Here is a 25,441-nt window from a genome sequence, read left to right as displayed (position 1 = left end):
TACAACGTTTTTCGGGCACTCGGTCTGAACCGGGTGCCCGTATCGTTTGCGGACTGCTTCCTGCGGATTTTTAGGGTTTGCTTGCGCTACCTGCGCGTCCTTCGTGCTAACTGGCCATCGAGCGCAACTCTGCATGTTCGTGCTGGGGCTTGATTCGCGTATCCAGTTGCATGTCCACCGGGTCCTGGCGCTGACGCGGCAGCTCGGCGACAAATTCATCCACCGGACGGCCCATCAGGGCATCGACGATCCGTGAACTGGCTTTGCCGTCGCCATAAGGATTGGCTGAGCGGGAGGCGTTCTGCCACAGGACGTCATCGTCAAACAGGGCGTTCACCCCACGAATGATGGCGTCCGTTTCGGTGCCCACCAGGCGCACGGTGCCTGCGGCGACCGCTTCCGGGCGCTCGGTGACATCGCGCATGACCAATACCGGTTTGCCCAGCGACGGCGCTTCTTCCTGCACGCCACCGGAATCGGTGAGGATCACGTGAGCGCGTTGCATCAGGCGCACGAACGACAGGTAGTCCAGCGGTTTGATCAGGTGCACGTTGGGCAGTTCGCCCAAGTGCTCGGTCACTGGCCCCAGCACGTTGGGGTTCAGGTGCACCGGGTAGACGATCTGTATGTCATCGCGTCTGGCAAGTTCGCCCAGCGCCTTGCAGATGTTCAGGAAGCCGTCGCCAAAGTTCTCGCGACGATGACCGGTCACCACCAATACTCTGCGCTCGGGCACCAGGAACGAAAACTGGCGATCAAGAGCGTGGCGCAACTGACGGTTGCTGTCGATTCGTTGCGCGGTCAGGTGCAGGGCGTCGATCACGGTGTTACCGGTCACGAACGAGATTCCCTGCAGGCGCTCGCCCAGCACGTTGCGGCGCGACTCGGCGGTGGGGGCGAACAGGTGATCGGAAATCAGATCGATGCAACGACGGTTCATCTCTTCAGGCCATGGCTGACGGATGTCGCCGGTGCGCAGGCCTGCTTCGACGTGGCCGATGGGGATGCGGCGATGAAAGGCCGACATGGCCGCCACCATTGCCGATGTGGTGTCGCCGTGAACCAGCACCTTGTCCGGCTTCATCTCGTCCAGAATCGGGTCGATCGCCGCGTAAAGCGCAGCTGTCAGCGAGTTCAGTGTCTGATCGGGGCGCATCACATCGAGGCTGTAGTCGGCTTTGAGCTCGAACATGTCCAGCACCTGTTGCAGCATGCTTTGATGCTGCCCGGTAATGCAGATTCTTGAGTCGATACCTGGCTCTGCAGCCAGTGCTCTGACCAGGGGAGCCATTTTGATGGCCTCCGGACGAGTACCGAAAATGGAAAGGACCTTCATTCTGGGGTGCAGACCAGCCATTATTTCCTCCCGCGCCTTTAGCGCGCCGCACAGCAGCAAAAAAAACCAGGCTGAGAACAGCTTGGTCGTTTGCGAGTTGATGAATTTCTCGGGCGGAAAGATCGGAGTTTGTGGCTCGATGTTCACTTCAGTGTGAATGTAGCAATATGCCTTGTTACCCGGAGTTGTCGGGATTATTAACAGAACAAGATAATAAAGCAAAACGTTTTATTAAGTATTTTTCAAAGTAATGATGGGTATGAACTTTAGAATTTCACCACGGTCAGTACAGGATTGTTTTTTTGAAAAATGACGTTATGACCAATGAATACGGGGCTTTCAGAGATTTTCAGTAACGCTTTTCCGACTGCTTTGAATGCCCGCCTACCCGCGATAGTTATGGCTGATGGCAAAAAGCTCCAACAAAAAGGGCAGCGCTGAGGCATGCGTCACTACAGCAGAATCCTGACGCCTGTTTAATGACAGGAAGAGAGAAGGGGTTCACAAAAATGACGCTAATATAATGACGGTCGGGAACTTTGATTAGGTATCGAGTTTGACACGCTGACAGGCAGACGGGATGTTAGGAATGGGCTTAGATACTGTTCAAGTTGTGCGGCATATACAGTATTGAGTTGTAGCAGCAATACGAATGATTGCCCAGCCTTTAAATGAGAATGATTGGCGACCCCCTCGCAATGAGGGGAGTCGCAGCCCACAGCGGAATCAGTCTTTCGCCTCGGCCGGCTCCGACAGCTCGCTGAGCGCGGTCGCGTTGTTCTTGAAAGCCGCTGCGAACACGGCGCGATTCTTCGCCATGTAAATGCTCGCGTCCTCTGCATGCTTCTCCGAGATCCCCGGCACGTTCTTGATCAGGACGTCGGTGAGAAGCTCGGCCAGCTCGAGCATTTGGTCGTGCGCATCGGCGAGTTTACGGTCCACGAAAGTAGTCTCCAGATCGCGGGTACTGCGGTAAAGGGTTTCAACAGCCATTTTGGCCTCGTCGTCTTATCCAGTGTTGAAAGGGCTAGACCCGGACGTTCAGCGCTTTGTGCTCTGACCAGCGGGTATGCAAAGCATTGATCGTGCATGACCAGCGCGCCGGTCAGGTGTAGCGGGGCACTGCGTGAAGGCCTTTATGGAAGCTGACCTGCGACGCAACAGCGAAAGCGATTTCTCGATTACTGTGTTTTTATACAGTAAAAGCCATGTGCCAATCAAGCCCTGCCTGAATAGTGGCGTTTACGCATCTTTTTTGCGCCGCAAATGTGCCTTGCGACAACCCGCCGCGCTCTCAACCATAGCCTATGGCCCTGTTCCTGCTTTAAAAAGCAGGCCACAACGGTGTCACGAGTACCCGGCATCATCCGGTCGGCATAAACGAAGTTTCAGAGGTAACGCGTCATGGGAAACAAATGGGCAGTAAAGATAAGACACCGCGTGCATGCGCAGGCCGAGTCACTGGGCAATCTGTGTGTAGAGAGCTTCCACTTTCTCGCCCTGTTCGCGATCGGCGCAATCACTGCCTGGGCGTCAGTGGTCGCATTCCTGGGGATGGTCGAGAAAGGCAACGTCACGGTCGATGACATCCTGCTGCTGTTCATCTACCTCGAGCTGGGGGCGATGACCGGGATTTATTTCAAGACCAACCACATGCCCGTGCGCTTCCTGATCTATGTCGCGATCACTGCACTGACCCGCCTGCTGATTTCCGACGTGTCCCACCACAACCCACCGGATATCGGCATCATCTACCTGTGTGGCGGCATCCTGTTGCTGGCCTTTGCGATTCTGGTGGTGCGCTACGCGTCGTACAAATACCCGTCGGCGAAGATTCCCGATTCTTCCAGCGCCGTCAAAGGTGCAGTGACGGAAGAGAAGGGCGAAATCTGATCAAGGCAATGGCGGCATCTGTGCAAGATGCCGCCAGCACGCTGCTTACTAAAAGAAGGCAATCAGTTCAGCCAGACCCCGGCACGCCAGTGCCAGCCGTCACCAGCGCTTTCCCAGTGCGGATGCACATAGTGATAGCCGGGTCGTTCGGTTTCCCAGTGGCCATGTACCGGGACGAATCGCTGGCCGTTCCAGTGCCAGTAACCGCGTGCCCATACATAGCCTGGACGAGGGGCCGGTTCCACCTCGACGACGCGCTCCGGTGGCGGTTGCGGCGCGATCACTTCTTCGACGTATTCATGATGGACGTGCGGTCGTTCGTGGACCACACGCTCCTCGACACAGCCTGACGCTATCGCAAGTGATGCGATCAATACCCCATAACGTAAATACATGTTGCCTCCTCGGAATCAACCGCAGGTGCAGTGGCGCTGAACTCAGTGCTCAGTCGCTCGAATGTTTCTGCGCAAGGATTGTTGTAGCAGGATGTATCTGTACTTTTGCTGAAGAGGAGGGAGGGGGAATGATAGCGAAAGGCCGGTTCTACGGGGGGAGAAGCTCGTTCAAGCAGGCTGGAGAATATTGAAAGGCATCAACCTATTCTTGCTCTGTGCAGCGCCGACAACGGCACTGCACAGAAGGGAAGGGCAGGTGTGAATCAAACCCCGGCATTCACCGTTGCCTGACTCTGTGGCCACAGACCATTGGCCGGGACAGGCGTCTTTTTCAGGGTCGCGCCATCGGTCATCGCCGCAAGAATCTTGATCGCGCTGTCGCCACGTTCGATGGCGATGCCGAATTGCACGCTTTCTATCAGCTTGCGCAGGCGTTGTGGGTCATTGCGTTGGGCGGCGCTGATCAAGCGCTTCGCAACGACTCCGCGTTCGTTGGACAAGGTCAGCATGATACTGCCGTCCAGCCCTTGAATGCTCAGATTCACCCGATAGTCGGGGTGAAAAGTATCCGTGATCATCTGAAAAGGATTGTCCATATCATTCACCTGCTCAATGGTCTGCATAAGTTGACCGGGTAGTAGTCCTTTTGGTTCTCGACGACTGATCAGCGGTTGCGTTACTCCTGCGCTGGCTGCTGACAGTGTTGCTGTCGTCTTTCGCGTTGATGAAAGGTTGCGTTTCGACAAGCTTTGCGGCATTTACAACATTGAGTCCGCGTCAGGAAGTAGCCGTCCTGTTGGCCAGCCTCGTGGCGCTTACTAGAGGACACTGCACGGTTCGGGCCATATTGCAGGGGCGATGCGCTGGAAACCGCCGAGCGGGAGCACTGCGAAGCCGCTTCGTGGGTTGCTTTGCAGCAAGACGAACCAGTCAATTCGGCTGAAAAAAGTGCTCTCCAAAACGGGCTGGAAACATGTCTCGCACATGGTCTGGTCCTCTCGCGGATGCAGTTGCGGTATGACTTTTTCGAATGATTGTCTGACACTCCGACAACCGAATCTTGACGTCAGAGATTCGTAAAGACGGGGTCGAAACCGTACTCGTCCACTGTCCAGGTTCTGGTGTTGAGCGTCGTGCGGCGGAGCGGCGAGAAGAGTGTTGAGCGGTTGCCGGTATGGAGGGCTGACGGAGGGGAGCGGCATGATTTTTTGCTCGCTGATGGCTGTCAGGCGCAGCGCTCAGGCTGTTCGGCGCAAGATGTTAAATTCGATGGACGGCACGCGGCGATCAAAATGGCTGGGAGGCGAGCGAAGGGTCAAGGTGGCCAAAGCTGTGCAGCGACCGTTTGTGGTGCGCTTGCCGGCCCATCGCGAACAAAAAGGGCGAACCGTTGCCGGTTCGCCCTTTTCTTGCAAAACGTGTCAGTGAAGCATCAGGTCAGACGAGCGGCTTCTTTCTCCTGCTCTTTTTCCAGAAATTCTTCTTCGAGCAGCGCGTCCGGGCTAACCGGATCTTCATCCTGTTCGACGATGGTCGGTGCGGCGCCTCGTTTGCCGCGCAGTTTACCGAACAGATGCTCGAGGGCATGATCGAGTTTTACAGCAGCGCCATCCACAGCCTGATCTACCGTATCAGCCTTGTGGGAAACAGAAATGGGTTGGTGTCCTTTGGGGCGAGCTTCCATCTGGCACTTGATGTCGTGCGGGCCAGGCTTGTCGCCGTTCTCGTCGCGGATGTGGACTTCCACGCGGGTCAGGTTTTCATCGTAATGTTCGAGCGTGCTTTCAACGGTGGTACGAACCCACTCCTCCAGTCGGATACTGCTTTCGATGTGATTATCGCTATTGACCTGGATTTGCATAGTTAATCCTTATTAGGGCTTGCTCGTGCGAGGCTGGACTGCATGATTCCTCTCGGAATCGTTTTCGTTTGCGCTCATTCACAGTGTTGGCGGCAATGGCCTGACAATTCAACCCCAATGTGTAAGAAATATTTCGCAGCAAAAAAGGATGCCTCGGCGCGAGGCTGCGAATCAGGAGCGGACGCAGAGCGTCCGGTACGGCATTCCCATGCAGAGCGCGAGGAACGAGAGGTGTCCGGGAGAACACTGCTCTCGCTCTTGCGCCCGAAAACTAGAACGCGACCGACGTCTGTACGTACACCGTGCGCGGTTCGCCGACGTATTTGCCGCGGTTGTTGTCGTCGAACGAGCGGGTGTAGTACTGGCGGTTGAAGATGTTTTTCATCCCGACCGCTACGTTGAGGTCAGACAGTTGCGGTCCGAAATCGTAGTTGGCGCGGGTGCTGAACAGCATGTACCCGGGGATCTTGCCGGTGCTGCCGTCGGCGCTTTCAGCCGAGGTATTGGCGTTGTCGGCAAACTGATCGCTCTGGAAGGAGCTGTCGAAATTGAGCTTCCACGGCCCTTCGGTGTAGCTGACACCCATCGTTCCCTTGTGCTTTGACGAGAACGGCACGCGATTGCCCTTGTTCGGGCCGTCTTCGCGAATCGTGGCGTCGACGAAGGCGTAGGTCGCGTAGATATCGTAGCCGGCCAGCACCGGGCTCAACCCCTCTAGCGCATAGTTGACGCTGGTTTCGATGCCCTGATGACGCGTCTCGCCGCGCGCGATCACCGTGTCGTTGGTCTGGTTGCTGTCGTACTGGTTGTCGAAGTTGATCAGGAACGCGCCGATCTCGGCCCGCAGGTTGCCATTGTCGTAGCGTGTGCCCAGTTCCCAGGTGCGGGCTTTTTCCGGTTTGACTTCATCGCCGGTGACGCGGTTAGGCATCTGGCTGTACTGCACACTGCCGAACGAGCCTTCGGTGTTGGCGTACAGGTTCCAGGTGTCGGTCAGGTGGTAAAGCACATTCAACGCGGGCAGTGCGGTGCTGTAGTCACCCTGGTATCGGGCATTGGTCAGGTTGTTGTTCTGGGCGGTGTCGATCATCTCGTAGCGAACGCCCGGCGTGATGGTCCACTTGCCGATATCGATGCGGTCGTCGATGTAGAACGCATGCGCTTCGGTCGCGCCGCGTGTGTCGCGGTCGTTGCGGCTGGCGGTGGTCGGCAGGTTGCCGGTGACCGGCTCGCGGTAGCGCAGTTCGTGACCGGCCTCGTTGACGTAGCGGTAGCCAACGCCGACTTCATGCCAGGTTTCGCCCAGCGCAAAGCCTTGCGAGAAGCGCGTTTCCAGGCCGCGCACCCAGTATTCGCGGGGCGACAGGGAAACGAAGCTGCCCTGATCCAGATAGCCGCTGCGCAAGGTCTTGGTGAAGAACGTGTTGGCGGTGAATACGCGCGCGTCCTGCTCGTAGCGATAGCCGAAGTTGAACATCGTGCGACGGCCCCAGAACTTGTCCTTCAGGCGTGTCGACTGGTACGGATCGGCATCGTAGTCGGCGACGCTGAGGCCACCGGGCATTTGCGCTTCGCCATCGTAGTACTGCGCCATGGCGTTGAGGCTGTTGGCTTCGTCGATCTGGTATTTACCCTTGAGGATCAGGTCGTCGATTTCGGTGTCGCTGTGCTCGCGCCAGTCTCCGCCGCGTACGCCGGAGTACAGAATCGCGCCGCCCAGGCCGTTGTCCGCGGTGCCGCCCGCCAGCAGGTTGCCGGTGGTCTTGAAACCGTCGTGGCTGGAAGACGGGCTGGTCTCGGTTTGTATGCCGCCCTTGAGAGTTGGGGCGTCGGGGATCGCGCGGGTCACGAAGTTGACGATGCCGCCCACGTTCTGCGGACCGTAACGGACTGCGCCACCGCCACGCACCACATCGACTGCGTCCATGTTGCCCATGCTGATCGGCGCAAACGACAGTTGCGGCTGGCCGTAGGGCGCGAATGGCACCGGGATACCGTCCATCAACACGGTAGAACGCGACGCCAGGCGTGGATTGAGGCCACGAATGCCGAAATTCAACGCCATGTCATGGCTGCCGGTGCCGTTGTTGTCCGGAGCATTGACGCCCGGAATGCGATTGAGCACTTCACGCGCCGACGTCGCACCGACCCGCTCGAATTCCTCACGGCGAATCACGTCACGTGCGCCGGGATGTTCGAAAACGTTGGTTTGCTGCGCAGCGCCCAGCCAGTCACCGACCACCGTGGAAACCCCCAGCTCGATCGGCGCGCCAGCCGTATTTGCCGATTGCAGGGTGAAGCCGTTATTGCCATCGGCCATGGCCTGCAGGCCGGTGCCTTCGAGCAAGGCATTCAGGCCCTGCTCGGGTGTGTACTGACCTTCCAGGCCACGGCTTTTCAGGCCGCTGGTAATCTGCGAGCCATAGGAAATCAGCACGCCGGACTCACGACCGAACTGGTTCAGCGCCGCTTCAAGCTCGCTTGGCGCAATGTGATACACCTTGGGTGCGACCTCGGTGGCCTGCGCCATCGACAGGCTGCCGACCGAGAGGCTGGCGCCGAAAATGACATGGCGCAATGTGCGCACCAGCGGAGAAAGTTGAGTAGGGCGGGCTGACATGCGGGAGTCCTTTGACCGGAAGGTTGAGAGAGGCTTTCCCTGTCTGTCACGCGAGGATTGAAAAACGGCTCAAGAATTTTGAAAAATTTTAACTGGCCAGTGCAAATCCACCTGACATCCAAAAAATGCTGTGTGACGCAGAGCGTCACGAACGGCATTCCCACGCGGAGCGTGGGAACGATAGTCAACTGCATGCCGACGCGGAGCGTCTGCACGATAATCAAACTCCGATGGCACAGACGACGCAGAGTGCGACGTAAGTGACGGCTGAGTCCTGGCGCTGATCCGGGGGTAGCCTGGCAGGACGCCAGGCTAGCCGCACCGGGCCATGGATGGCCCGTTGCGGCGCCCCCCGGATCAGTGACAGGGCGAAGGAACCCGACGAAGTCGGGCCGGAAACGGAGCTTGGGACTTTGCTTACTTTGGTCCCTCAAAGTAAGGCGCCGTAAGGGCGCAAAGGTGACCGGAGCCAAACACCAATCCAACTAACATCGCAGAACCACTGTGTGACGCAGAGCGTCACGAAAGGCGTTCCCACGCGGAGCATGGGAACGATAGTCATCACTGATGTCACAGAACCGCTGTGTGACGCAGAGCGTCACGAACGGCACTACCACGCTGAATGGGAACGATAGTCAGCGTAGTGTCAGCCCTGTATTTCGGGCTCTCCAAGACGCGTATGTCCACGTGAGCACTGAAAAGTGGGAACGAGCAATCACGATCACACCCGCGCCTGCACGTTCACCCAATAGCGGGTGAAGCGTTGCACGCGTACCGGGAGGGCGAGTTCGAGCATGTCGAGGATGCGCTCGCTGTCGGCCAGCGGGTAGCTACCGGAAATCAGCAGGCTGGCAACCCTGGCATCGCAGTTCAGGCGACCGCGGCGGTAGCGGCTCAATTCTGCGAGAAAATCCGCCAGCCTCATGCGCGACGCCACCAGCATCCCGTCCGCCCAGGCGCCACTGCCAGCGTCCAGCGGACCAACCTTGTCCCAGGCATCACGACTGAACGTCACTTGTTGACTGGCCTGCAGCATCAAACCGGGGCCGCTCTTGCCGGCAGGGGATATTTCAAGCGCTCCGGCAAATACTGCCAATTGCGTGCGCCCATTTAGTTGGCGCAGGTTGAAACGGCTGGCGCCTGTCGACGCCTTGACCGTACCTTCGGCACTCAGCAGATTCAGCGGGCGCATGTCCGCAGAGGCAGTCATGAGGATTTCGCCCTGCAGCAGTTCTATCAGGCGCTGCTGTGCATCGAAACGCACATCCACCGCGCTGGCCGTATTCAACTGCACTTGACTGCCGTCGCTCAACGCCACCTTGCGCTGTTCGCCCACGCCACTGTCATAGTCGGCCAGCAACGGTTGCAGGGCGATCTGCTCGCGCAGGCTCCAGCCCGCTGCCGAGCCCGCACCGAGCAGCAACAGCAGTTTCAGCGCATGCCGACGGCTGGCGGACTTCGGCGCATTGAGTGCCGCATGCGCCAGCGGCGAGGACAGCCCGCTCAGGCGCTGATTGACCCGCTGCATGTGCGCCCATGCCCGCTGGTGCTCGGCGTTGCCATTGAGCCACAGCTGCCAGGCGTGCTGACGGCGGGCATCCAGCGTGCCTTCCTGCATTTCCAGCAGCCAGCCAACGGCCTGCTGTGCCACGGCAGGCGAGATGTCGGATTTGTTCAGGGAGTCACTGTTCGGATTCATAGGGCGAAATAGCAGCGCAGGGCGGCCTTGTTCAGATGGCGCTTGACCGTGGCGATGGAAATCCCCAGTTCGGCAGCGATGCTGCCATGACTCAGCCCATCGACCTGCGACAGCAGAAATGCCCGCTTGACCAGGGTTGGCAAGCCGTCCAGCAGTTGGTCGAGTTCGACCAGGGTTTCGAGAATGATCGCCCGCTCTTCTTCCGAAGGCGCCACGCTCTCCGGCAGTTCTGCCAGTGCCTGATAGTAGGCGTGCTCCAGGTCCTGACGCCGGTAGTGGTTGCACAGCACACGCTTGGCAATCGTTGTCAGAAAGGCTCGCGGCTCGACGATTTGCGGTGTATCGCGTGCGCCCAGCACTTTTATGAAGGTGTCCTGCGCCAGGTCCGCTGCGCTGTGCGGGCAGCCGAGCCTGCGTCGCAACCAGGTCGTCAGCCAGGCGTTGTGTGCCCTGTACAGGCCTTCGACAGTGTGATTGAGAGCGGAGTGGGCGACGGGCATCACGGGGAACAATCCACGGGGACTCATTGGTGGCGTGGATTCTGGCAGACTCTTTTGCGTATGAGAATATTTATCATTAATATTGCGGTTCATTTGTCCCGTCCGGGATGAATGGCGCATACCGCTGGCTTTCGTTGCGACCGCTTCCCGGTCGCCCAGGACCGGCTTCCCAGGTTTCATGAATCAATGAAGACCCTTTGATGGATGTCACCACTGCAAGCCGCCCGCTGCCGGAAAAACGCGCGGCAAAAGCCAGAACCAGTGGCGTGACGGCTGCCTATCGCCTTGCCATTGCCTCGCGGTCACTGGCTGCGGTATTTGCCGGTTACCTGCTGGCCTCGTTGTTCAGCACCTGCATCGCACAATGGCTGCCGATTACCCGTGCCGAGGCAGTAGTGACGGGCATGATGCTGTCGTTCCTCGCTTATCTGGGCGCGGTGCTCTGGTGTTTTGCCTGCCGCACGGCGCTGCAGGCATGGGTCGGGGTGCTGACGCCATCTGCATTGCTGGGGGCGGCCTATGCCTGCGGTCGGTGGTTGCTGTGAAGGAGGGGTTTCGCCAGTCGATGGCCTGGCTGCACACCTGGGTCGGTTTGCTGTTTGGCTGGCTGCTGTTCGCGATTTTTCTGACCGGCACGCTTTCCTATTTCAAGGACGAGATTACCCACTGGATGCAGCCGGAGATTCCGGTGCGCACCCTCGATGCAGGCACCAGCGTGCAACAGGCTCAGCATTACCTGCAAAGCCATGCGGCCGGGGCCACGCGCTGGTTCATCAGTCTGCCCGATCAGCGCACGCCAGGCCTGATGGTCGGCTGGCTGCCCGAAGGCAAGCAGGGCCAGCGCAACAGCTTCGTGCGCAAGCTGCTCGATCCGCAAACCGGCAGCGAGGTGCAGGCGCGTGACACGCGCGGTGGCGATTTCTTCTACCGTTTTCACTATCAATTGCAGATGCCTTATCCCTGGGGCCGCTGGCTGGCAACCAGCGCCGCGATGGTGATGCTGGTCGCGCTGATCACCGGCATCATCATTCACAAAAAGGTTTTCAAGGAGTTCTTCACCTTCCGGCCGCGCAAGGGCCAGCGTTCCTGGCTGGACGGGCATAACGCGCTGGGCGTGCTGGTGCTGCCGTTCCACCTGATGATCACCTACAGCAGTCTGGTGATCTTCATGTCGATGGTGATGCCCGCGAGCATCCTCAGCCAGTACGACACTGTTCAGGCTTTCTATAGTGAAGCCTATCCGTTTCCGGAAACGGTCAAGCGTGAAGGCACGGCTGCGCCGCTGGTGGCGCTTGCGCCGTTGGTCAACGCAGCGAACGCGAAATGGGACAGCGGCCAGGTCGGTCGGGTCATCGTCAATAATCCGGGTGACAGCAGCGCCTCGGTTTTGCTGACGCGTGACGACAAGGGCAGCATCGTGCCGGACCGGGGCGGGGCGCTGACGTTCAGCGGTGCCAGCGGCGAGCTGTTGAACGAAGTCCCCGAGCGCCCGTTGGCGCTGCTGATTTCCAGCGGGATGTACGGCCTGCACGTGGGCCATTTCGCCGAACCCTTGCTGCGCTGGCTGTACTTCATTTTCGGTGTCGCCGGGACTGCAATGATCGGCACCGGGTTGGTGATGTGGCTGGGCAAGCGTCAGCTCAAGCATGCAAAGACCGGCGTGCTGCCACTGGAATTGCGCGTGGTCGAAGTGCTGAACATTGCCAGCATGTCCGGGTTGATGATCGCCGTGGCCAGCTTCTTCTGGGCCAATCGCTTGCTGCCGGGCGAATTCGCCGGGCGTGCCGATTGGGAGGTCAGCGTGTTCTTCACGTTTTGGGCCCTGTCAGTCATGCACGCTGTACTGCGCAAGGGGCGTCATGCATGGCGAGAGCAACTGGGGCTGGGCGCCCTGCTGTTCGCCGGTCTGCCGCTGCTAGATCTGCTGACCTGCGGTCGCTACCTGCTGGGTGCTTTGATGTCAGGAAACTGGGTGCTGGCGGCCTTTGACCTGACGGCGCTGGTCACCGGGCTGTTTTTGGGCTGGGCGGCGCTGAAGTTCAAGGTTGCACCTGTCGCCGCTAAAGCCACGCGCGTCTCTTTGCCGGTCGTACCTCGGGAGACTCCCTGATGCTGCTGGCAGCCTTGCTGTGCTACGTGGGGTTCACATGCCTGTGCCTGTCCACGGCGCGCCATTACGGCGAACTGCTCAAGGGCCCGTTGAGCGGACAGCGGCGTCGGGCGTTCAAGCTGGCCGGCTGGAGCGCGCTGTTGCTGTCGTCGTGGGCGGCGGTTGATGACCACGGCTGGATGATGGGGACGGTGTACTGGTTCGCTGCGCTGATGGGCAGCGCGGTGCTGCTGGTTGCGTTGCTGTCATTCCGGCCGCGTTGGGTACTTGCGCTGGCGGGGTGCGGTGCGCTGCTGAGCCCGTTGGCAGCGGTGAGTCAGTTATTGGCCTAAGGCCGTTCTGTACTCACCCGGTGTCGCCCCCATGGCCTGACGAAAACGGTTGCTGAAATGGCTGGCGCTGGCGAAACCGCAGGCCAGCGCGATTTCGCCCAGCGGCTTGCCGGTACTGCGCAGTAACTGGCGCGCCTGCTCGATACGCCGCGCCAGCAGGTACTGGTGCGGCGGCAAACCGAAGCTTTCGCGAAACATGCGTGCGAAGTGGTATTCCGACAGCGCGCACAGGCCTGCCAGTTGGCCAAGGCTCAGCGGGTCGGCGAGATGCATTTCGATGAAGTCCACCAGATGCCGGCGCAGATGCGGCGCCAGGCCGCCCTTCAAACGCAGCCCTTCGCGCAGGCCCGCCTGGCTGAGCAGTGCGTGGCTGACCATCTCGTGCGCCAGGCTGCTGGTCAGCAGGCGCTCGCCGGGTTCTGCCCAGTTCAGGCGAATCAGTTGCCGGAAGCGTGCCGCTTGTGCGGGGTCTTCCAGGAAGGTGTTTTCCCGCAGCTGCATCTCGCGCGGCTCGCGATCCAGCAGGGTCACGCAGCCCAGCGCGAACTGTTCCGGGCTGAAATACAGATGCGCCAGACGGATCTCGCCATTCACTACCCAGGCGGACTCATGGCCGGCAGGCAATATGCACAGCTTGCCCGGCGCGCCTTTCTGGTCGGGTCTGCCGCGTCGGAAAGTCCCGGTACCGTCCTCGATATAGCACGACAGCGTATGATGGGTCGGTGCGTGATACTCCTGCGAGTCATGCCGATTGTTCCACAGTGCCGCCACCAGACCGTCGCCCAGCGGCGCGCTCTGCTCCAGATTGGCATTGGGTGAACTGTTCAGGGCCTGAAAGACCTGGATGGATTCAATGGCGGGCATGACGATTCCTCTTGGATTTGTATCCTACTCGCTGGCGACGCCGCTGCCAGTAGCGCCTGAAGCAAATGCGCAAGATTGTGCAAGCGCTGGCAGGCCGGCACGCAGCAGACTGATGGCTCACCAAGGAGCCTGCACCATGAACCTCTCGCTTTATCTGCTGACCGTGCTGATCTGGGGCACCACCTGGATTGCCCTGAAACTTCAACTCGGCGATGTGGCGATTCCGGTATCGATCGTCTATCGCTTCGCCCTGGCAGCGTTGGTGCTGTTTGCATTCCTGTTGCTGAGCAAACGTTTGCAGCCGGTCAATCGTCGTGGCCAGTTGATTTGCCTGGCGCAGGGCGTGTGCCTGTTCTGCGTCAACTTCATGTGTTTCTACACGGCCAGCCAGTGGATACCCAGCGGCCTGATCGCCGTGGTGTTCTCGACCTCGACGCTGTGGAATGCGCTGAACGCACGGGTGTTCTTTCGCCAGAAAATCGCCGGCAATGTACTGGCCGGTGGCGCCATGGGTCTGATCGGTCTGGCCTGTCTGTTCTGGCCTGAAATGTCCGGACATGGCGCCAGCCAGCAAACCCTGATCGGCCTGGGACTGGCCTTGCTGGGCACGCTGTGCTTCTCGGCGGGCAACATGCTGTCGAGCCTGCAGCAGAAAGCCGGGCTGCGCCCGCTGACCACCAATGCATGGGGCATGTTCTACGGGGCGACGATACTGGGTATGTATTGCCTGCTGAGCGGCACGCCGTTCACCTTCGAATGGAACACGCGCTATGTAGGCTCACTGCTGTTCCTGGTTATCCCCGGCTCGGTTATTGCGTTCACTGCCTACCTGACGCTCGTCGGGCGCATGGGCCCGGAGCGCGCCGCTTACTGCACGGTGCTGTTCCCGGTCGTGGCGCTGAATATTTCTGCCTGGGTGGAGGGCTATCAGTGGACCTCGGCTGCCCTGCTGGGTCTGCTGCTGGTGATGGTCGGCAATGTGCTGGTGTTCAGGAAGATCAGACCGGTTGCCGTCGTGATCGACGGCAAACTGGCCTGAATCGGTGTTGATCGTTTCTATCCTGCACAGCGGCCCTGCACTGCGAGAGAGGCGGGGCCTCAGCCTTTCCACACCTGCGGATTGACCAGATCCTGCGGTCGTTCGCCGAGCAGTGCGCTGCGCAGGTTGTTATAGGCGCGGTCGGCCATGGCTTGGCGGGTTTCGGTGGTGGCTGAGCCGATGTGCGGCAGGGTCACTGCGTTCTTGAGCTGGAACAGCGGCGATTCGCTCAGCGGTTCTTTTTCGTAGACGTCCAGACCGGCACCGCGAATGGTGCCGTTCTGCAGCGCCTCGATCAGCGCGGGTTCGTCGACGATCGGGCCGCGGGCGATGTTGACCAGGATTGCGCCTGGCTTCATCAGGCTCAACTCGCGGCGGCCGATCAAGTGTTTGGTCTTTTCACTCAACGGCACGACCAGGCAGACGAAATCCGCCTCGGCCAGCAATTGATCCAGGCTACGAAACTGTGCGCCCAGTTCCTGTTCGAGTTCGGTCTTGCGGCTGTTGCCGCTGTACAGAATCGGCATGTTGAAGCCCAGACGACCGCGCCGGGCAATGGCTGCGCCGATATTGCCCATGCCGACGATACCCAGCGTCTTGCCATGCACATCGGTGCCGAAGTGCGGCGGTTCGATGCTGCGCGTCCATTGTCCGGCCTTGGTATAGGCGTTCAGTTCGGCCACTCGACGGGCGCTGCTCATGATCAGCGAGAAGCCCAGGTCAGCGGTGCTTTCGGTCAGTACATCCGGCGTGTTGGTCAGCAGAATGCCGCGCTCGCTCAGGTAGTCGACGTCGTAGTTGTCGTAACCCACCGAGATGCTGGACACCACTTCCAGTTTGGTGGCGTTCTGCAGCTGTTCGCGACCCAGCTTGCGGCCTGCGCCGATCAGCCCGTGGGATTCAGGCAAGGCTTCTGCAAACTGGGCGTTGATATCACCCTGTTTGGGGTTGGGCACGATCACGTTGAAGTCTTGCGCCAGGCGCTCGGCCATTTCAGGAGAAACACGGCTGAAGGCGAGTACGGTTTTTTTCATTGGGCAGTCACTCTCGAGCGGTTGAATGAGTAGCACGCTAACATTCCTCCCCGCTCTTTGGCAGCCGCTTTTTGCAGTTGTACGATGTCAGAACGATGACTTGAGGGCCTGCACATGCAGATCGGCTTCATCGGCAGCGAGAATTTCCGGCAGGGAACCGCGCAGGTATTCAACCCAGGTTCTGATCTTCGCATCCAGATACTGGCGTGACGGGTAGATGGCGTACAGGTTCAGCTCCTGCGAACGGTAATCGGACAACACGCGCACCAGTGTGCCGTTGCGCAGCCCCTCGATCGCCGAGTAGATCGGCAGGATGCCAATCCCCATGCCGCTGGAAATCGCAGTCTTCATCGCATCCGCAGAGTTGACCAGCAGCGGCGAGCTGTTGATGGTGACCATCTCCTGACCTTCCGGACCATCGAACAGCCATTTGTCCAGCGGGAACACCGGGCTCACCAGACGCAGACATGCATGATTCAGCAGGTCGGCAGGCTTGTGGGCCATGCCGAACGTTTTGACGTACTCGGGGGACGCGCAGACGATGCTGTAGGTAATGCCCAGGCGCTGAGACACAAAGCCCGAGTCGGCCAGTTCGCTGGCCAGCACGATCGACACGTCATAGCCTTCTTCCAGCAAGTCCGGCACGCGGTGGGTCATGGTCAGATCGAACGCCACGTCCGGGTGGTTGCGCCGGTAACGGGCAATCGCATCGATCACATAATGCTGGCCGACGCCGGGCATGGAATGCACCTTGAGCTGCCCGGCCGGGCGGGCATGAGCGTCGCTGGCTTCGGCCTCGGCTTCTTCTACCGAGGCGAGAATCTGTTCGCAGCGCAACAGATAACGCTTGCCTGCTTCAGTGAGGGCAATGCGCCGGGTGGTGCGATTGAGCAGGCGCGTTTGTAAATGTGCTTCAAGGTTGGAGACCGCACGCGAGACGTTGGCGGTGGTGGTATCCAGCACGGCGGCGGCAGCAGTGAAGCTGCCCGCTTGCGCCACGCAGCTGAAGGCACGCATGTTTTGCAGGGTGTCCATGGGTACTTCTCTGAGTAGATGGCAAATTGTGACATGAAGTAACGGATGGATGTATCCAGACCAAAGGATTATCGCCGTTTCAGTAACAAAGATTCACAAATCTCCCCGCTTATCGCCGCGTCGAGTGCCGCCTAGAATCGCCGCCATTCAAGGTGTTTCACCTTCGTTCGGGAACTTGCAGCTGTGCCGCGTCGCATCATCAGAGGGCTCTGGCCCGTAGGTCTTCTGGCTTTTACGCTGGTCCTCAGCGGCTGTATCGGAACACATGGAATCACACCGCAGGGCAGTGTTCTGCACCCTGACAGCCTGGCCACCGATCAGGCGATTCAGAGCGCTTCCCTCGACGCCCATTGGCCCGCAGCGCAATGGTGGCGTGCCTACGGCGACGCGCAACTGGACCGCTGGGTCGACATGGCGACGCTGGGCAGTCCGAGTCTGGCACTTGCCGCTGCTCGTGTGCGCCAGGCAAAGGCGATGGCACAGGTGGCCGAGTCCGCCGAGTCTGTGCAAGTGCAGGGCAACGCCAGCCTGATGCGTCACGACTGGCCCGAGGATCAGTTTTATGGCCCCGGAGCGCTGGCCGATACTCGCACCTGGGACAACAATGCGTCGCTGGGCCTGAGCTACGCACTGGACCTGTGGGGACGTGAACGCAACGCCAGCGAGCAGGCCGTTGATCTGGCGCACGTGAGTGCTGCCGAGCAGCGCCAGGCGCAGCTCGAATTGCAGGAAAACGTGGTCCGCGCCTACATCCGGCTGTCCCTCGACTACGCCCGACTGGATATCGCCGAGGCGGCCCTGGCCCAGCAGCAACAGATACTCGACCTGGCGCAGCGTCGCCTCAAGGGCGGGATCGGCACGCACTTCGACGTCAGTCAGGCCCAAACCCCGCTGCCTGAGGCACATCGGCAGATCGACGCGCTGCAAGAGGCCATCGCGTTGAGTCGCAATCAGCTGGCCGCACTGGCAGGCAAGGGACCGGGGCAGGGCGCGGCGTTGCAACGGCCCGCGCTGTCCTTGCACAGCGCACTGGCATTGCCCTCGGCATTGCCCGCCGAACTGCTCGGCCAGCGGCCCGACGTGGTGGCTGCGCGCTGGCAGGTGGCGGCGCAGGCACGTGGTATCGACGTTGCACATGCGGGCTTTTATCCCAATGTCGATTTGGTCGGCAGCCTGAGCTACATGGCCACGGGCGGTGGCATGCTCGAGTTTCTGACCGGCAGCAAGCTGGGTTACAAGGTCGGGCCGGCCATCAGCCTGCCGATTTTCGACGCTGGACGCTTGCGTGCGGAGCTGGGGCGGGCGTCTGCTGCTTATGATCAGGCCGTGGCGCATTACAACCAGACGCTGGTCATGGCTTTGAAAAATGTCTCCGACCAGTTGATTCGGCGCGCCTCGATGGACAAGCAGCAGGCACTCGCCGCCGAGTCGGTAGCGTCGGCGCAAAAGACCTACGACATTGCCCTGATCGCCTGGCAGCGCGGCCTGACCGACTACCTGAACGTGCTCAATGCGCGCACGCAGTTGTTTCGCCAGCAGCAGGTTCAGCAACAGGTCGAGGCCGCGCGACTGGAAGCCTACGCCGGACTGGTGGTGGCGCTGGGCGGTTACGCTGACGGGAATAACAATGGCAATGGTCATTTCGCACACACCGTCGCCGAGTCTGAGGGCGGGCAATGATCGCCTCGCTACAGCGCATCACCGACCTGCCGTGGCGTCGCGAATTGCACAGCTGGGTGCGCAGTGACGGGGTGACCTGGGTTTACATCTTCAAGGTGCTGCTCGCCGCATTTCTCACCTACTGGCTGGCGCTGCGCCTGGAACTGCCGCAGCCGCACACGGCGATGATCACCGTGTTCATCGTCATGCAGCCACAGAGCGGGCAGGTGTTCGCCAAGAGTTTTTATCGCCTGCTGGGAACGCTGGCCGGGTCGGCGATGATGGTGCTGTTGATGGCCCTGTTTGCGCAGAATCCGCTACCGTTTCTCGGCAGTCTCGCGCTCTGGGTCGGCCTGTGTTCTGCCGGTGCGGCGCGCTATCGCAACTTTCGCGCGTACGGCTTTGTGCTGGCCGGGTACACGGCCGCCATGGTGGGCCTGCCAGCGCTGGCGCATCCTGAAGGTTCGTTCATGTCGGCGGTGTGGCGGGTACTGGAAATCACTCTGGGCATCCTGTGTTCTACGGCAATCAGTGCGGCGGTGTTGCCGCAGAGTTCCAGCGCTGCGATGCGCAACGCGCTATATCTGCGCTTCGGCGGGTTCGCTCGCTTCGTGGCCAACGGCCTGCGCGACGACATTTCACGCGCTGAATTTGAAACCGGCAACGTACGCTTTGTGGCCGAGGCCATCGGCCTGGAGGGACTGCGCAGCGTCACGGTATTCGAAGACCCGCACATGCGTCGCCGCAACGGGCGACTCAACCGTTTGAACAGCGAATTCATGACGGTCACCACACGTTTCAATGCCCTGCACCAATTGCTCGAGCGTCTGCGTCTCGAGCAGGCCGATCAGGTGTTGAAGCATATTGATCCTGGCCTTGAGAACCTTGCAGAACTGCTCGACGGCTTCGCCGAGCGCGCCTTGACCAACGATGACGCTGCGCTGCTGGTCACGCGTCTGGAGTCGTGCAGGGCGCACTTTCCCGAGCGGGTCAGAAGCCTGCGCGCCGAACTGGAGCGCATCCTGCCCAGCGACGCCGAACGACTGGACTTTCACACCTCGTTCGAGCTGCTATACCGCCTGCTCAGCGAGTTGCTCGACTACGCACGAACCCATGCGTCGCTGGCCGAGCACAGCCATGAGCGTGAACAGTGGAAAGGCTCGTTCGTGCCGCGCACCCACTGGATGACCGCGCTGGCAGCCGGCGCCCGGGCGACCTGCGTGGTCGGTCTGATGAGTGTGTATTGGGTACTGACGGCGTGGCCCAGCGGCGCAAGCATGGTCCTGGCCTCGGCGGCCACCGTTGCACTGTCGTCGACCACTCACAACCCCAGGCGCATGTCGCTGCAGATGGCCGGCGGAACGTTGCTCGGCGCGCTGTCGGGCTTTATCGAAACGTTTTTTCTGTTCCCGCACATCGACGGTTTTCCGTTGCTGTGCCTGCTGTTGGCCCCGGTATTTGTGCTCGGCGCGTACCTGGGCTCACGCCCACAGTGGACGGGGTACGGGCTGGGGCTGCTGATTTTTTTCAGCCTGGGCTCGGTGCCGGACAACCTGACGGTCTATGACCCCTACACATTCATCAACGATTACATCGCAATGGTCATCGGCATGCTGATCTGTGCCGCTGCCGGGGCAATCATCCTGCCACCCAATAGCCGCTGGATGTGGCAACGCCTGGAGCAAGCCGTGCGCAATCAGGTGGTGTTTGCCATCAGCGCACCGCTCAAGCATCTGGGCTCAAGTTTCGAAAGTCAGACCCGCGACCTGATGCATCAGGCGTACGGCTTGGCGATTGGCAAACCGCTGGTACAGCGCGAGCTGTTGCGCTGGATGTTCGTGGTGCTGGAAATCGGCCACGCCATTATCGAGCTGCGCCATGAGCAGGCGATTCTGCCGGTTCACCCTGCCTACGCCGACTACCAGCCCTGGCGCATCGCGCTACGAGTCATGGGGCGCGCTCTGGTGCGGCTGTTCATCCTGCCTGATGCAGTCAATCTGCAGCGCTGTCTGTCGGCAGTCGATCAGGCCATCAAGCGGGTGCAGGAAGCAGATGAACCCTTCGCCTCGCATTTCGACACGTCGGTGCTGCGCCGGGTAAAAAGCTATCTGCACTTTATCCGCACCTCGCTGCTGGACCCGCAGTCGCCGCTGGCCGCCTATGGCGTCGCGCGAACCGCTTCAGGAGTCGCTCATGCCGCGTGAAATAGCCTTCCACGGCCTGTACATGCCGGCCCTCACGCTGATCTTTCTGCTGGCCGTGGTTCTTGCCTGGGGGCTGGATCGACTGCTGGCCGGTTTTGACCTGTACCGGCATTTCTGGCACCCGGCCCTGCTGCGTCTGAGCCTGTTTATCTGCATCTTCGGCGCGTTGGCGCTGCCCCTTTATCGTTGACGCCTGAGTCGGGAAAAATCTCTGGATGAAAAAGCTTTTCAGTCTGTTTGCCACCTTGCTGGTGCTGGCAATCGCGCTCTGGATCGGTCGTACGCTGTGGGTCGACTACATGGATACTCCGTGGACCCGCGATGGCCGGGTACGCGCCGATATCATCAACGTGGCCGCCGATGTGTCCGGTACCGTGGTCGACGTCCCGGTGCATGACAACCAGTGGGTAAAACGTGGCGATCTGCTGATGCAGATCGACCCGGAGCATTACCGTATCGCCGTAAAGCAGGCGCAGGCCTTGCTGGCTTCGCGCAAGGCGACCTGGGAGATGCGCAAACTGAATGCCAGGCGGCGTGCCGACATGGATGAACTGGTCATCTCTGCGGAAAATCGTGACGACGCGAGCAACGTTGCCACCTCGGCCCTGGCCGATTACCAGTTGGCCCAGGCGCAACTGGAGGCGGCGGAGCTGAACCTGTCACGCACACGAGTGCTGGCGGCGGTGGACGGTTATGTGACCAACCTCAATGTCCATCGCGGCGACTATGCGCGCATCGGTGAAGCGAAGATGGCCGTGGTCGACATGAACTCGTTCTGGGTCTACGGCTTCTTCGAGGAAACCAAGTTGCCGCACCTGAAAGTGGGCGATCCTGCGGACCTGCAACTGATGAGCGGCGAGGTGCTCAAGGGCCATGTCGAAAGCATAGCCCGAGGCATCTACGACCGCGACAACCCGCAAAGCCGCGAACTGATCGCCGACGTCAACCCGACCTTCAACTGGGTGCGTCTGGCTCAGCGCGTGCCGGTGCGCATTCACCTGGATCAGGTGCCAGAGGGCGTGTTGCTGGCAGCAGGGATGACCTGCACCGTCGTGATCGTCAGGCCGGTAGATGGCTGATGCTTGAGGACGCAGAGCGTCCAGAACGGCATGCCAACGCGGAGCATTGGCACGATAGTTACACGACTCGGCTACAGATCAGCGTTCAGCCCAAAGCGTTTTCTCAGGCCCATATCCAGCAGCCTCTTGGGCAGCAACCACGCCATCAGCGGCAGCAGAAGTGAGCCGTTGCCCAGGCGCAGCAGGCGTGGCGGATGGGGGTGTTGCACGGCTTTGAGCAGGTCGCGAGCAAATGACGTGGCGGGGGTAGGGTTGTCCAGTGAAGCCCTCGCGCGTGCACGAATGCCCTCGCGGATCGGCCACCAAGGCGATTGCTCGCTGATCAGTTGCTCGGCTTCGTGGCTGGCGTTCTGCGCGAAACTCGACGCAATCGCGCCGGGCTGTACCTCCATTACCTGAACGCCGAACGGCGCCAGCTCCAGACGCAGCGCATCACTGAGAGCATGCACCGCCGCCTTGGACGCGCAGTAAGCACCCGCAAACGGCGTGACCAGCACACCGGATACGCTGCCGATGTTCACCACCAGACCCTTGTTGCGACGCAGTGCCGGAAACAGCGCCCGGGTCACCCCCACCACGGAAAACACATTGGTTTCGAACTGCCGCTGCAAGGCCTGCACACCGCCGTCGAGCAGGGGGCCCATAGCGCCATAGCCAGCGTTATTGATCAACACATCCAGGCCGCTGTGTTCCAGACCGGCGGCCAGTTGTTCCAGCGCCAGGCTGTCGTTGACATCCAGTTGCACGGCGATGAAACCCGCTGCACTGAGTGCCGCGACATCGTCGGCCTTGCGCGCAGTGGCCCAGACTTCATAGCCAGCGGCCTTGAATGCATCGGCCAGGGCGCGGCCTATTCCGCTGGAGCAGCCAGTTATAAGAGCAATAGGCATGTTTACGATCCTTGTGGTCAGTCCGAGAAACTGCCTTGCAGATGTTCTGCGCGAAATTCCAGGGTTTGTGGGCGGTACCCGCTGCGCAGTGCCGGTACCGGCACGCAATCCTGCCACGTGCCTTTTGCCTGAAGTTCGCCTGGGCCGCGATAGCGTGCGGACGCGTAGGTGTTGTCGGTCAGGTTCACCGAGTCACCGGGCGCATAGGCAGCAATCCGCCAACGCAGTTCCTGCAGGGTGACCTGATTGGTGTTGGTGATGCTGACCTGCAACGGACGATCTGCCGGGCAGCCTTGCGGGTTGTAATTCAGGCGGATATCCAGACGTTCAAGCTGGCGCGTTTCCCGACTGTCCTGCCAGATGACGATAGCCGCCACCGCCCCGAGCCCGACCGCCGCAGCCAGCGAAACGGGCAAGGCCTTTGCCGGGTAGCGGAGCAGAAGGATGAGCCAGGTCAGGATTAACAGGATGCCGATGAACATGCGGCGATTCTCCAGCGGGGTGAGTGCAGGACATCCTACAGAACCTGTAAGGGGGAAGTCGCGCAAATGAAAAACCCCCGACAACTCTTCACGTATAAACATACGTAAAGAGCTGCCGAGGGTTGTCTTACTTGCCGCTTGTTGCCGCTTGAAACGCTATCAGCGAGCGATAGTCTGGGTCTTTACACCCGCTTCAATCGCGTTCGAACGACCGTAGATGTCTTCGAAACGCTCGATGTCATCTTCGCCCAGGTAGCTGCCCGATTGCACTTCGATGATTTCCAACGGGATCTTGCCTGGGTTGCGCAGGCGATGGACCGAGGCGATCGGGATGTAGGTGGACTGATTTTCGGTAAGCAGGAACACGTTCTCGTCACAGGTGACCTGCGCAGTACCGGATACCACGATCCAGTGTTCGGCGCGGTGGTGGTGCATCTGCAGCGACAGGCAGGCGCCCGGCTTGACAGAGATACGCTTGACCTGGAAACGACCGCCCATGTCCACCGAATCGTAGGAGCCCCACGGACGGTACACTTCGAGGTGGTTCTGGGTCTCGGTGCGGCCCTGTTCGTTCAGGGTGGCGACCATTTGCTTGACGCCCTGGACCTTGTCCTTGTGGGCAATCATCATCGCGTCCTTGGTTTCGACGACGACGATGTTGTCCAGACCGATTACCGACACCAGCTTGCCGTTGCCGTGGATCATGCAGTTGCGGCTGTCCTGGATGACGACGTCGCCCTTGGTGACGTTACCGTTGGCGTCCTTGGCGTTGACTTCCCACAGCGACGACCAGCAGCCGACATCGCTCCAGCCGGCCGACAGCGGTACGACGCAGGCGCGCTGGGTTTTTTCCATGACTGCGTAGTCGATGGAGTTGTCCGGGCAGCAGGCAAAGGTCGAGGCGTCGATTTCCAGAGCATCGCCGTCCTGCACGCTGCGCTCGAGGGTCAAAAGGCAGGTGTCGTAGATGTCCGGGTCGTGCTTTTTCAGCTCTTCAAGGAAGCGGCTGGCGCGGAACAGGAACATGCCGCTGTTCCAGTAATAGCCACCGGCTTCAACGAACTCTTTGGCGCGTTTTTCGTCAGGTTTTTCGACGAACTGCGACACTCGGCTGACGCCTTCCGGCAGCAGGGCATCGGCGGTGGACTTGATGTAGCCGTAGCCGGTTTCAGGCTTGTTGGCCGGTACGCCGAACAGCACCATTTCGCCACGTTCTGCGGCTACGGTGGCCAGTGCCAAAGCGCGTTGCAGGGCTTTCTGGTCTTCGATGACGTGGTCGGCCGGCAGCACCAGCATCAGGCCGTCATTGCCTTCGTTGACCAGCTTCATGGCGGTCAGTGCAACGGCTGGCGCCGTGTTGCGGCCGAACGGTTCCAGGAGGATCGCCTGGGTTTCCAGGTTCAGCGCACCGAGTTGTTCGTTGACGATGAAGCGGTGGTCCTTGTTGCAGACCACGATAGGTTCCTGCATGCCTTCGAACACCAGACGCTCCAGCGTTTGCTGGAACAGGGTGTGCTCGCCGGTCAATGCCAGGAACTGTTTAGGGAATTGTTTACGCGAAAGCGGCCAGAGTCGTGAACCACTACCGCCTGACAAGATAACTGGAATCATTTTGTTTCTCCAAAAGCATTCAATTAGGGCCGTACGAGGTGTCTGTCGTTTCTGTCTTGTTCTTGTTCCGCGCGGGCCGGTTCAGCGCTGATGCCCTGAACCGACCGGCATAATCCGTTTAGCGGGTAGCAACCGGTGGCTTGACCCACACTGGCGAGAGGCTGCTGCCACTGCCGGTGATGTAGAGCACAGCGGCTTCGCCACGCTCCAGTGCCACAGGTTTCACATCGGTGACTTTCTTGTCGCCGTCGTACAGCGCCAAGCTGACCTTGACCGGGTTGATTTCACGCTCACCGGTGCCTTTTGCCGCTACAGCTTTGACCACGTCGGTCTTGCCATCAGCGGTTTTCAGGGTCAGGGACTTGTCGCTCAGGTTTTGCACACGAACCAGGGATTTCTGCTTGTTCTTGAACGGTGGCTCTTCGACCAGCTGTGGTTTGCCGCTGGCGTTGTTGACGATGGTGTAGTAGTGATCACCCGCCAGTTTCACCGGCAGGCTCTGGCTGCCCAGCTTGGCGGTGTAGTCGCCCTGCGGCATGAAGCTGAACGCAGTGCTGCCCAGTGGCGCCACTTCGTTGAGGTTGGTGTTGCCAACGGTGGCGCTGATTTCGGCGTTGCTGGCGTTGTAGACACGCACGAAGGTCGAGCCTTTTGGTGCGGTCGGGCCGTACAGGGCGGAGTCACCGGCGAAAGCTTGCAGGGACATCAGGCCCAGACCGGCGGCCATTGCGCAGGTTTTGAACAGGCGTTTTGCGGCCGAACGGTTAGCAGTAGTGTTAAAAGTCATGAGTCAGTCCT

24 protein-coding genes are annotated in these 25,441 nt (G+C 60.1%); 9 read left to right on the top strand and 15 right to left on the bottom strand.

The features are described 5' to 3' along the window. Nucleotides 1–106 precede the first annotated feature (106 nt). Entirely contained in the window at nucleotides 107–1,357 is a 1,251-nt protein-coding gene (wecB, locus tag BLR20_RS10360; protein ID WP_025991112.1) for a non-hydrolyzing UDP-N-acetylglucosamine 2-epimerase, read from the bottom strand. 705 nt (nucleotides 1,358–2,062) lie between these two features. Further along, a complete protein-coding gene (locus BLR20_RS10355) occupies nucleotides 2,063–2,329 on the bottom strand; it encodes a YebG family protein (RefSeq protein WP_003365454.1) in 267 nt (88 codons plus the stop codon). Nucleotides 2,330–2,740: 411 nt separating this feature from the next. Between BLR20_RS10355 and BLR20_RS10350 the strand changes: the two genes are divergently transcribed. Then, nucleotides 2,741–3,229 (top strand): phosphate-starvation-inducible protein PsiE, encoded by a 489-nt coding sequence (locus BLR20_RS10350; protein WP_010437603.1) that lies wholly within the window; start codon nucleotides 2,741–2,743, stop codon nucleotides 3,227–3,229. A gap of 62 nt (nucleotides 3,230–3,291) precedes the next feature. Here BLR20_RS10350 and BLR20_RS10345 read toward each other — a convergent pair whose 3' ends face one another. The 6 genes from BLR20_RS10345 to BLR20_RS10305 form a co-directional block, all read right to left on the bottom strand. Next, nucleotides 3,292–3,624 carry a YXWGXW repeat-containing protein gene (locus BLR20_RS10345; protein WP_010437601.1) on the bottom strand — a complete coding sequence of 111 codons (333 nt, stop codon included), beginning with the start codon at nucleotides 3,622–3,624 and terminating at the stop codon, nucleotides 3,292–3,294. A gap of 263 nt (nucleotides 3,625–3,887) precedes the next feature. After that, nucleotides 3,888–4,220 (bottom strand): DUF3509 domain-containing protein, encoded by a 333-nt coding sequence (locus BLR20_RS10340; protein ID WP_025991111.1) that lies wholly within the window; start codon nucleotides 4,218–4,220, stop codon nucleotides 3,888–3,890. 836 nt (nucleotides 4,221–5,056) lie between these two features. Beyond that, the gene (locus tag BLR20_RS10330) at nucleotides 5,057–5,485 is read right to left on the bottom strand and encodes an HPF/RaiA family ribosome-associated protein (RefSeq protein ID WP_010437598.1); all 429 of its coding nucleotides are present in this window, start codon (nucleotides 5,483–5,485) and stop codon (nucleotides 5,057–5,059) included. Nucleotides 5,486–5,756: 271 nt separating this feature from the next. Further along, the gene (fecA, locus tag BLR20_RS10325) at nucleotides 5,757–8,105 is read right to left on the bottom strand and encodes a TonB-dependent Fe(3+) dicitrate receptor FecA (RefSeq protein WP_032615853.1); all 2,349 of its coding nucleotides are present in this window, start codon (nucleotides 8,103–8,105) and stop codon (nucleotides 5,757–5,759) included. Between the two features lie 721 nt (nucleotides 8,106–8,826). Continuing rightward, nucleotides 8,827–9,804 carry a FecR domain-containing protein gene (locus tag BLR20_RS10310; RefSeq protein ID WP_054993162.1) on the bottom strand — a complete coding sequence of 326 codons (978 nt, stop codon included), beginning with the start codon at nucleotides 9,802–9,804 and terminating at the stop codon, nucleotides 8,827–8,829. After that, nucleotides 9,801–10,304: a sigma-70 family RNA polymerase sigma factor gene (locus BLR20_RS10305; protein WP_054993163.1), complete on the bottom strand. Its 504-nt coding sequence runs from the start codon at nucleotides 10,302–10,304 to the stop codon at nucleotides 9,801–9,803. The genes BLR20_RS10310 and BLR20_RS10305 overlap by 4 nt, the downstream gene beginning before the upstream one ends. A 200-nt stretch (nucleotides 10,305–10,504) precedes the next feature. Here BLR20_RS10305 and BLR20_RS10300 point away from each other — a divergent pair, with 200 nt between their 5' ends. Genes BLR20_RS10300 through BLR20_RS10290 form a run of 3 tightly spaced genes read left to right on the top strand, consistent with a single transcriptional unit; the run spans nucleotide 10,505 to nucleotide 12,746 of the window. Continuing rightward, the gene (locus tag BLR20_RS10300) at nucleotides 10,505–10,849 is read left to right on the top strand and encodes a DUF3649 domain-containing protein (RefSeq protein WP_010435515.1); all 345 of its coding nucleotides are present in this window, start codon (nucleotides 10,505–10,507) and stop codon (nucleotides 10,847–10,849) included. Nucleotides 10,850–10,869: 20 nt separating this feature from the next. Continuing rightward, entirely contained in the window at nucleotides 10,870–12,414 is a 1,545-nt protein-coding gene (locus BLR20_RS10295; protein WP_054993164.1) for a PepSY domain-containing protein, read from the top strand. Beyond that, complete coding sequence (locus tag BLR20_RS10290; RefSeq protein ID WP_032615846.1) at nucleotides 12,414–12,746, top strand: DUF3325 domain-containing protein; 333 nt, start codon at nucleotides 12,414–12,416, stop codon at nucleotides 12,744–12,746. The genes BLR20_RS10295 and BLR20_RS10290 overlap by 1 nt, the downstream gene beginning before the upstream one ends. Here the strand turns inward: BLR20_RS10290 and BLR20_RS10285 are convergent. Beyond that, nucleotides 12,735–13,610 (bottom strand): AraC family transcriptional regulator, encoded by an 876-nt coding sequence (locus tag BLR20_RS10285; RefSeq protein WP_054993165.1) that lies wholly within the window; start codon nucleotides 13,608–13,610, stop codon nucleotides 12,735–12,737. The two genes, BLR20_RS10290 and BLR20_RS10285, sit on opposite strands and share 12 nt — an antisense overlap. A 136-nt stretch (nucleotides 13,611–13,746) precedes the next feature. On the opposite strand from BLR20_RS10285, the gene BLR20_RS10280 reads away from it, so the two are divergent. Continuing rightward, complete coding sequence (locus tag BLR20_RS10280; RefSeq protein ID WP_010435504.1) at nucleotides 13,747–14,649, top strand: DMT family transporter; 903 nt, start codon at nucleotides 13,747–13,749, stop codon at nucleotides 14,647–14,649. A gap of 59 nt (nucleotides 14,650–14,708) precedes the next feature. Here the strand turns inward: BLR20_RS10280 and BLR20_RS10275 are convergent, their stop codons facing one another. Further along, entirely contained in the window at nucleotides 14,709–15,683 is a 975-nt protein-coding gene (locus tag BLR20_RS10275) for a 2-hydroxyacid dehydrogenase (protein ID WP_054993166.1), read from the bottom strand. Nucleotides 15,684–15,770: 87 nt separating this feature from the next. Beyond that, nucleotides 15,771–16,718, bottom strand: coding sequence for a LysR family transcriptional regulator (locus BLR20_RS10270; RefSeq protein ID WP_002552240.1), 948 nt, complete (start codon nucleotides 16,716–16,718; stop codon nucleotides 15,771–15,773). A 183-nt stretch (nucleotides 16,719–16,901) separates the two neighbouring features. On the opposite strand from BLR20_RS10270, the gene BLR20_RS10265 reads away from it, so the two are divergent. From BLR20_RS10265 to BLR20_RS10250, 4 genes are read left to right on the top strand one after another with little or no spacing between them, the layout of a single operon-like run. Then, the gene (locus BLR20_RS10265) at nucleotides 16,902–18,398 is read left to right on the top strand and encodes an efflux transporter outer membrane subunit (RefSeq protein WP_054993167.1); all 1,497 of its coding nucleotides are present in this window, start codon (nucleotides 16,902–16,904) and stop codon (nucleotides 18,396–18,398) included. Beyond that, complete coding sequence (locus BLR20_RS10260; protein WP_054993168.1) at nucleotides 18,395–20,581, top strand: FUSC family protein; 2,187 nt, start codon at nucleotides 18,395–18,397, stop codon at nucleotides 20,579–20,581. The genes BLR20_RS10265 and BLR20_RS10260 overlap by 4 nt, the downstream gene beginning before the upstream one ends. Continuing rightward, on the top strand, nucleotides 20,571–20,771 hold the full coding sequence (locus BLR20_RS10255) for a DUF1656 domain-containing protein (protein ID WP_032615840.1): 201 nt from the start codon (nucleotides 20,571–20,573) through the stop codon (nucleotides 20,769–20,771). Before BLR20_RS10260 ends, BLR20_RS10255 begins: the two co-directional genes overlap by 11 nt. A gap of 25 nt (nucleotides 20,772–20,796) precedes the next feature. Beyond that, nucleotides 20,797–21,660, top strand: a complete 864-nt coding sequence (locus BLR20_RS10250; protein WP_054993169.1) for an efflux RND transporter periplasmic adaptor subunit — start codon at nucleotides 20,797–20,799, stop codon at nucleotides 21,658–21,660. A 71-nt stretch (nucleotides 21,661–21,731) separates the two neighbouring features. Here BLR20_RS10250 and BLR20_RS10245 read toward each other — a convergent pair whose 3' ends face one another. The 4 genes from BLR20_RS10245 to BLR20_RS10230 form a co-directional block, all read right to left on the bottom strand. Next, a complete protein-coding gene (locus tag BLR20_RS10245) occupies nucleotides 21,732–22,550 on the bottom strand; it encodes an SDR family oxidoreductase (protein ID WP_054993170.1) in 819 nt (272 codons plus the stop codon). Between the two features lie 17 nt (nucleotides 22,551–22,567). Continuing rightward, on the bottom strand, nucleotides 22,568–23,032 hold the full coding sequence (locus BLR20_RS10240; RefSeq protein ID WP_010435483.1) for a hypothetical protein: 465 nt from the start codon (nucleotides 23,030–23,032) through the stop codon (nucleotides 22,568–22,570). Nucleotides 23,033–23,191: 159 nt separating this feature from the next. Beyond that, nucleotides 23,192–24,643, bottom strand: coding sequence for a mannose-1-phosphate guanylyltransferase/mannose-6-phosphate isomerase (locus tag BLR20_RS10235; protein WP_010435481.1), 1,452 nt, complete (start codon nucleotides 24,641–24,643; stop codon nucleotides 23,192–23,194). 118 nt (nucleotides 24,644–24,761) lie between these two features. After that, nucleotides 24,762–25,430, bottom strand: coding sequence for an alginate O-acetyltransferase AlgF (locus BLR20_RS10230; RefSeq protein WP_003316943.1), 669 nt, complete (start codon nucleotides 25,428–25,430; stop codon nucleotides 24,762–24,764). Nucleotides 25,431–25,441: the final 11 nt, after the last annotated feature.

Source organism: Pseudomonas congelans, from assembly GCF_900103225.1.
In the GTDB taxonomy this organism is placed as follows: domain Bacteria; phylum Pseudomonadota; class Gammaproteobacteria; order Pseudomonadales; family Pseudomonadaceae; genus Aquipseudomonas; species Aquipseudomonas congelans.
Note: the sequence above shows the minus strand (reverse complement) of the source record. Positions and strands in the feature narration are given on the sequence as shown.

Excerpts from the sequence above, each read along its gene's own strand:
- wecB (WP_025991112.1), bottom strand. The coding sequence starts at position 1,357 with ATGGCTGGTCTGCACCCCAGAATGAAGGTCCTTTCCATTTTCGGTACT.
- BLR20_RS10355 (WP_003365454.1), bottom strand. The coding sequence starts at position 2,329 with ATGGCTGTTGAAACCCTTTACCGCAGTACCCGCGATCTGGAGACTACT.
- BLR20_RS10350 (WP_010437603.1), top strand. The coding sequence starts at position 2,741 with ATGGGAAACAAATGGGCAGTAAAGATAAGACACCGCGTGCATGCGCAG.
- BLR20_RS10345 (WP_010437601.1), bottom strand. The coding sequence starts at position 3,624 with ATGTATTTACGTTATGGGGTATTGATCGCATCACTTGCGATAGCGTCA.
- BLR20_RS10340 (WP_025991111.1), bottom strand. The coding sequence starts at position 4,220 with ATGGACAATCCTTTTCAGATGATCACGGATACTTTTCACCCCGACTAT.
- BLR20_RS10330 (WP_010437598.1), bottom strand. The coding sequence starts at position 5,485 with ATGCAAATCCAGGTCAATAGCGATAATCACATCGAAAGCAGTATCCGA.
- fecA (WP_032615853.1), bottom strand. The coding sequence starts at position 8,105 with ATGTCAGCCCGCCCTACTCAACTTTCTCCGCTGGTGCGCACATTGCGC.
- BLR20_RS10310 (WP_054993162.1), bottom strand. The coding sequence starts at position 9,804 with ATGAATCCGAACAGTGACTCCCTGAACAAATCCGACATCTCGCCTGCC.
- BLR20_RS10305 (WP_054993163.1), bottom strand. The coding sequence starts at position 10,304 with ATGCCCGTCGCCCACTCCGCTCTCAATCACACTGTCGAAGGCCTGTAC.
- BLR20_RS10300 (WP_010435515.1), top strand. The coding sequence starts at position 10,505 with ATGGATGTCACCACTGCAAGCCGCCCGCTGCCGGAAAAACGCGCGGCA.
- BLR20_RS10295 (WP_054993164.1), top strand. The coding sequence starts at position 10,870 with ATGGCCTGGCTGCACACCTGGGTCGGTTTGCTGTTTGGCTGGCTGCTG.
- BLR20_RS10290 (WP_032615846.1), top strand. The coding sequence starts at position 12,414 with ATGCTGCTGGCAGCCTTGCTGTGCTACGTGGGGTTCACATGCCTGTGC.
- BLR20_RS10285 (WP_054993165.1), bottom strand. The coding sequence starts at position 13,610 with ATGCCCGCCATTGAATCCATCCAGGTCTTTCAGGCCCTGAACAGTTCA.
- BLR20_RS10280 (WP_010435504.1), top strand. The coding sequence starts at position 13,747 with ATGAACCTCTCGCTTTATCTGCTGACCGTGCTGATCTGGGGCACCACC.
- BLR20_RS10275 (WP_054993166.1), bottom strand. The coding sequence starts at position 15,683 with ATGAAAAAAACCGTACTCGCCTTCAGCCGTGTTTCTCCTGAAATGGCC.
- BLR20_RS10270 (WP_002552240.1), bottom strand. The coding sequence starts at position 16,718 with ATGGACACCCTGCAAAACATGCGTGCCTTCAGCTGCGTGGCGCAAGCG.
- BLR20_RS10260 (WP_054993168.1), top strand. The coding sequence starts at position 18,395 with ATGATCGCCTCGCTACAGCGCATCACCGACCTGCCGTGGCGTCGCGAA.
- BLR20_RS10255 (WP_032615840.1), top strand. The coding sequence starts at position 20,571 with ATGCCGCGTGAAATAGCCTTCCACGGCCTGTACATGCCGGCCCTCACG.
- BLR20_RS10250 (WP_054993169.1), top strand. The coding sequence starts at position 20,797 with ATGAAAAAGCTTTTCAGTCTGTTTGCCACCTTGCTGGTGCTGGCAATC.
- BLR20_RS10245 (WP_054993170.1), bottom strand. The coding sequence starts at position 22,550 with ATGCCTATTGCTCTTATAACTGGCTGCTCCAGCGGAATAGGCCGCGCC.
- BLR20_RS10240 (WP_010435483.1), bottom strand. The coding sequence starts at position 23,032 with ATGTTCATCGGCATCCTGTTAATCCTGACCTGGCTCATCCTTCTGCTC.
- BLR20_RS10235 (WP_010435481.1), bottom strand. The coding sequence starts at position 24,643 with ATGATTCCAGTTATCTTGTCAGGCGGTAGTGGTTCACGACTCTGGCCG.
- BLR20_RS10230 (WP_003316943.1), bottom strand. The coding sequence starts at position 25,430 with ATGACTTTTAACACTACTGCTAACCGTTCGGCCGCAAAACGCCTGTTC.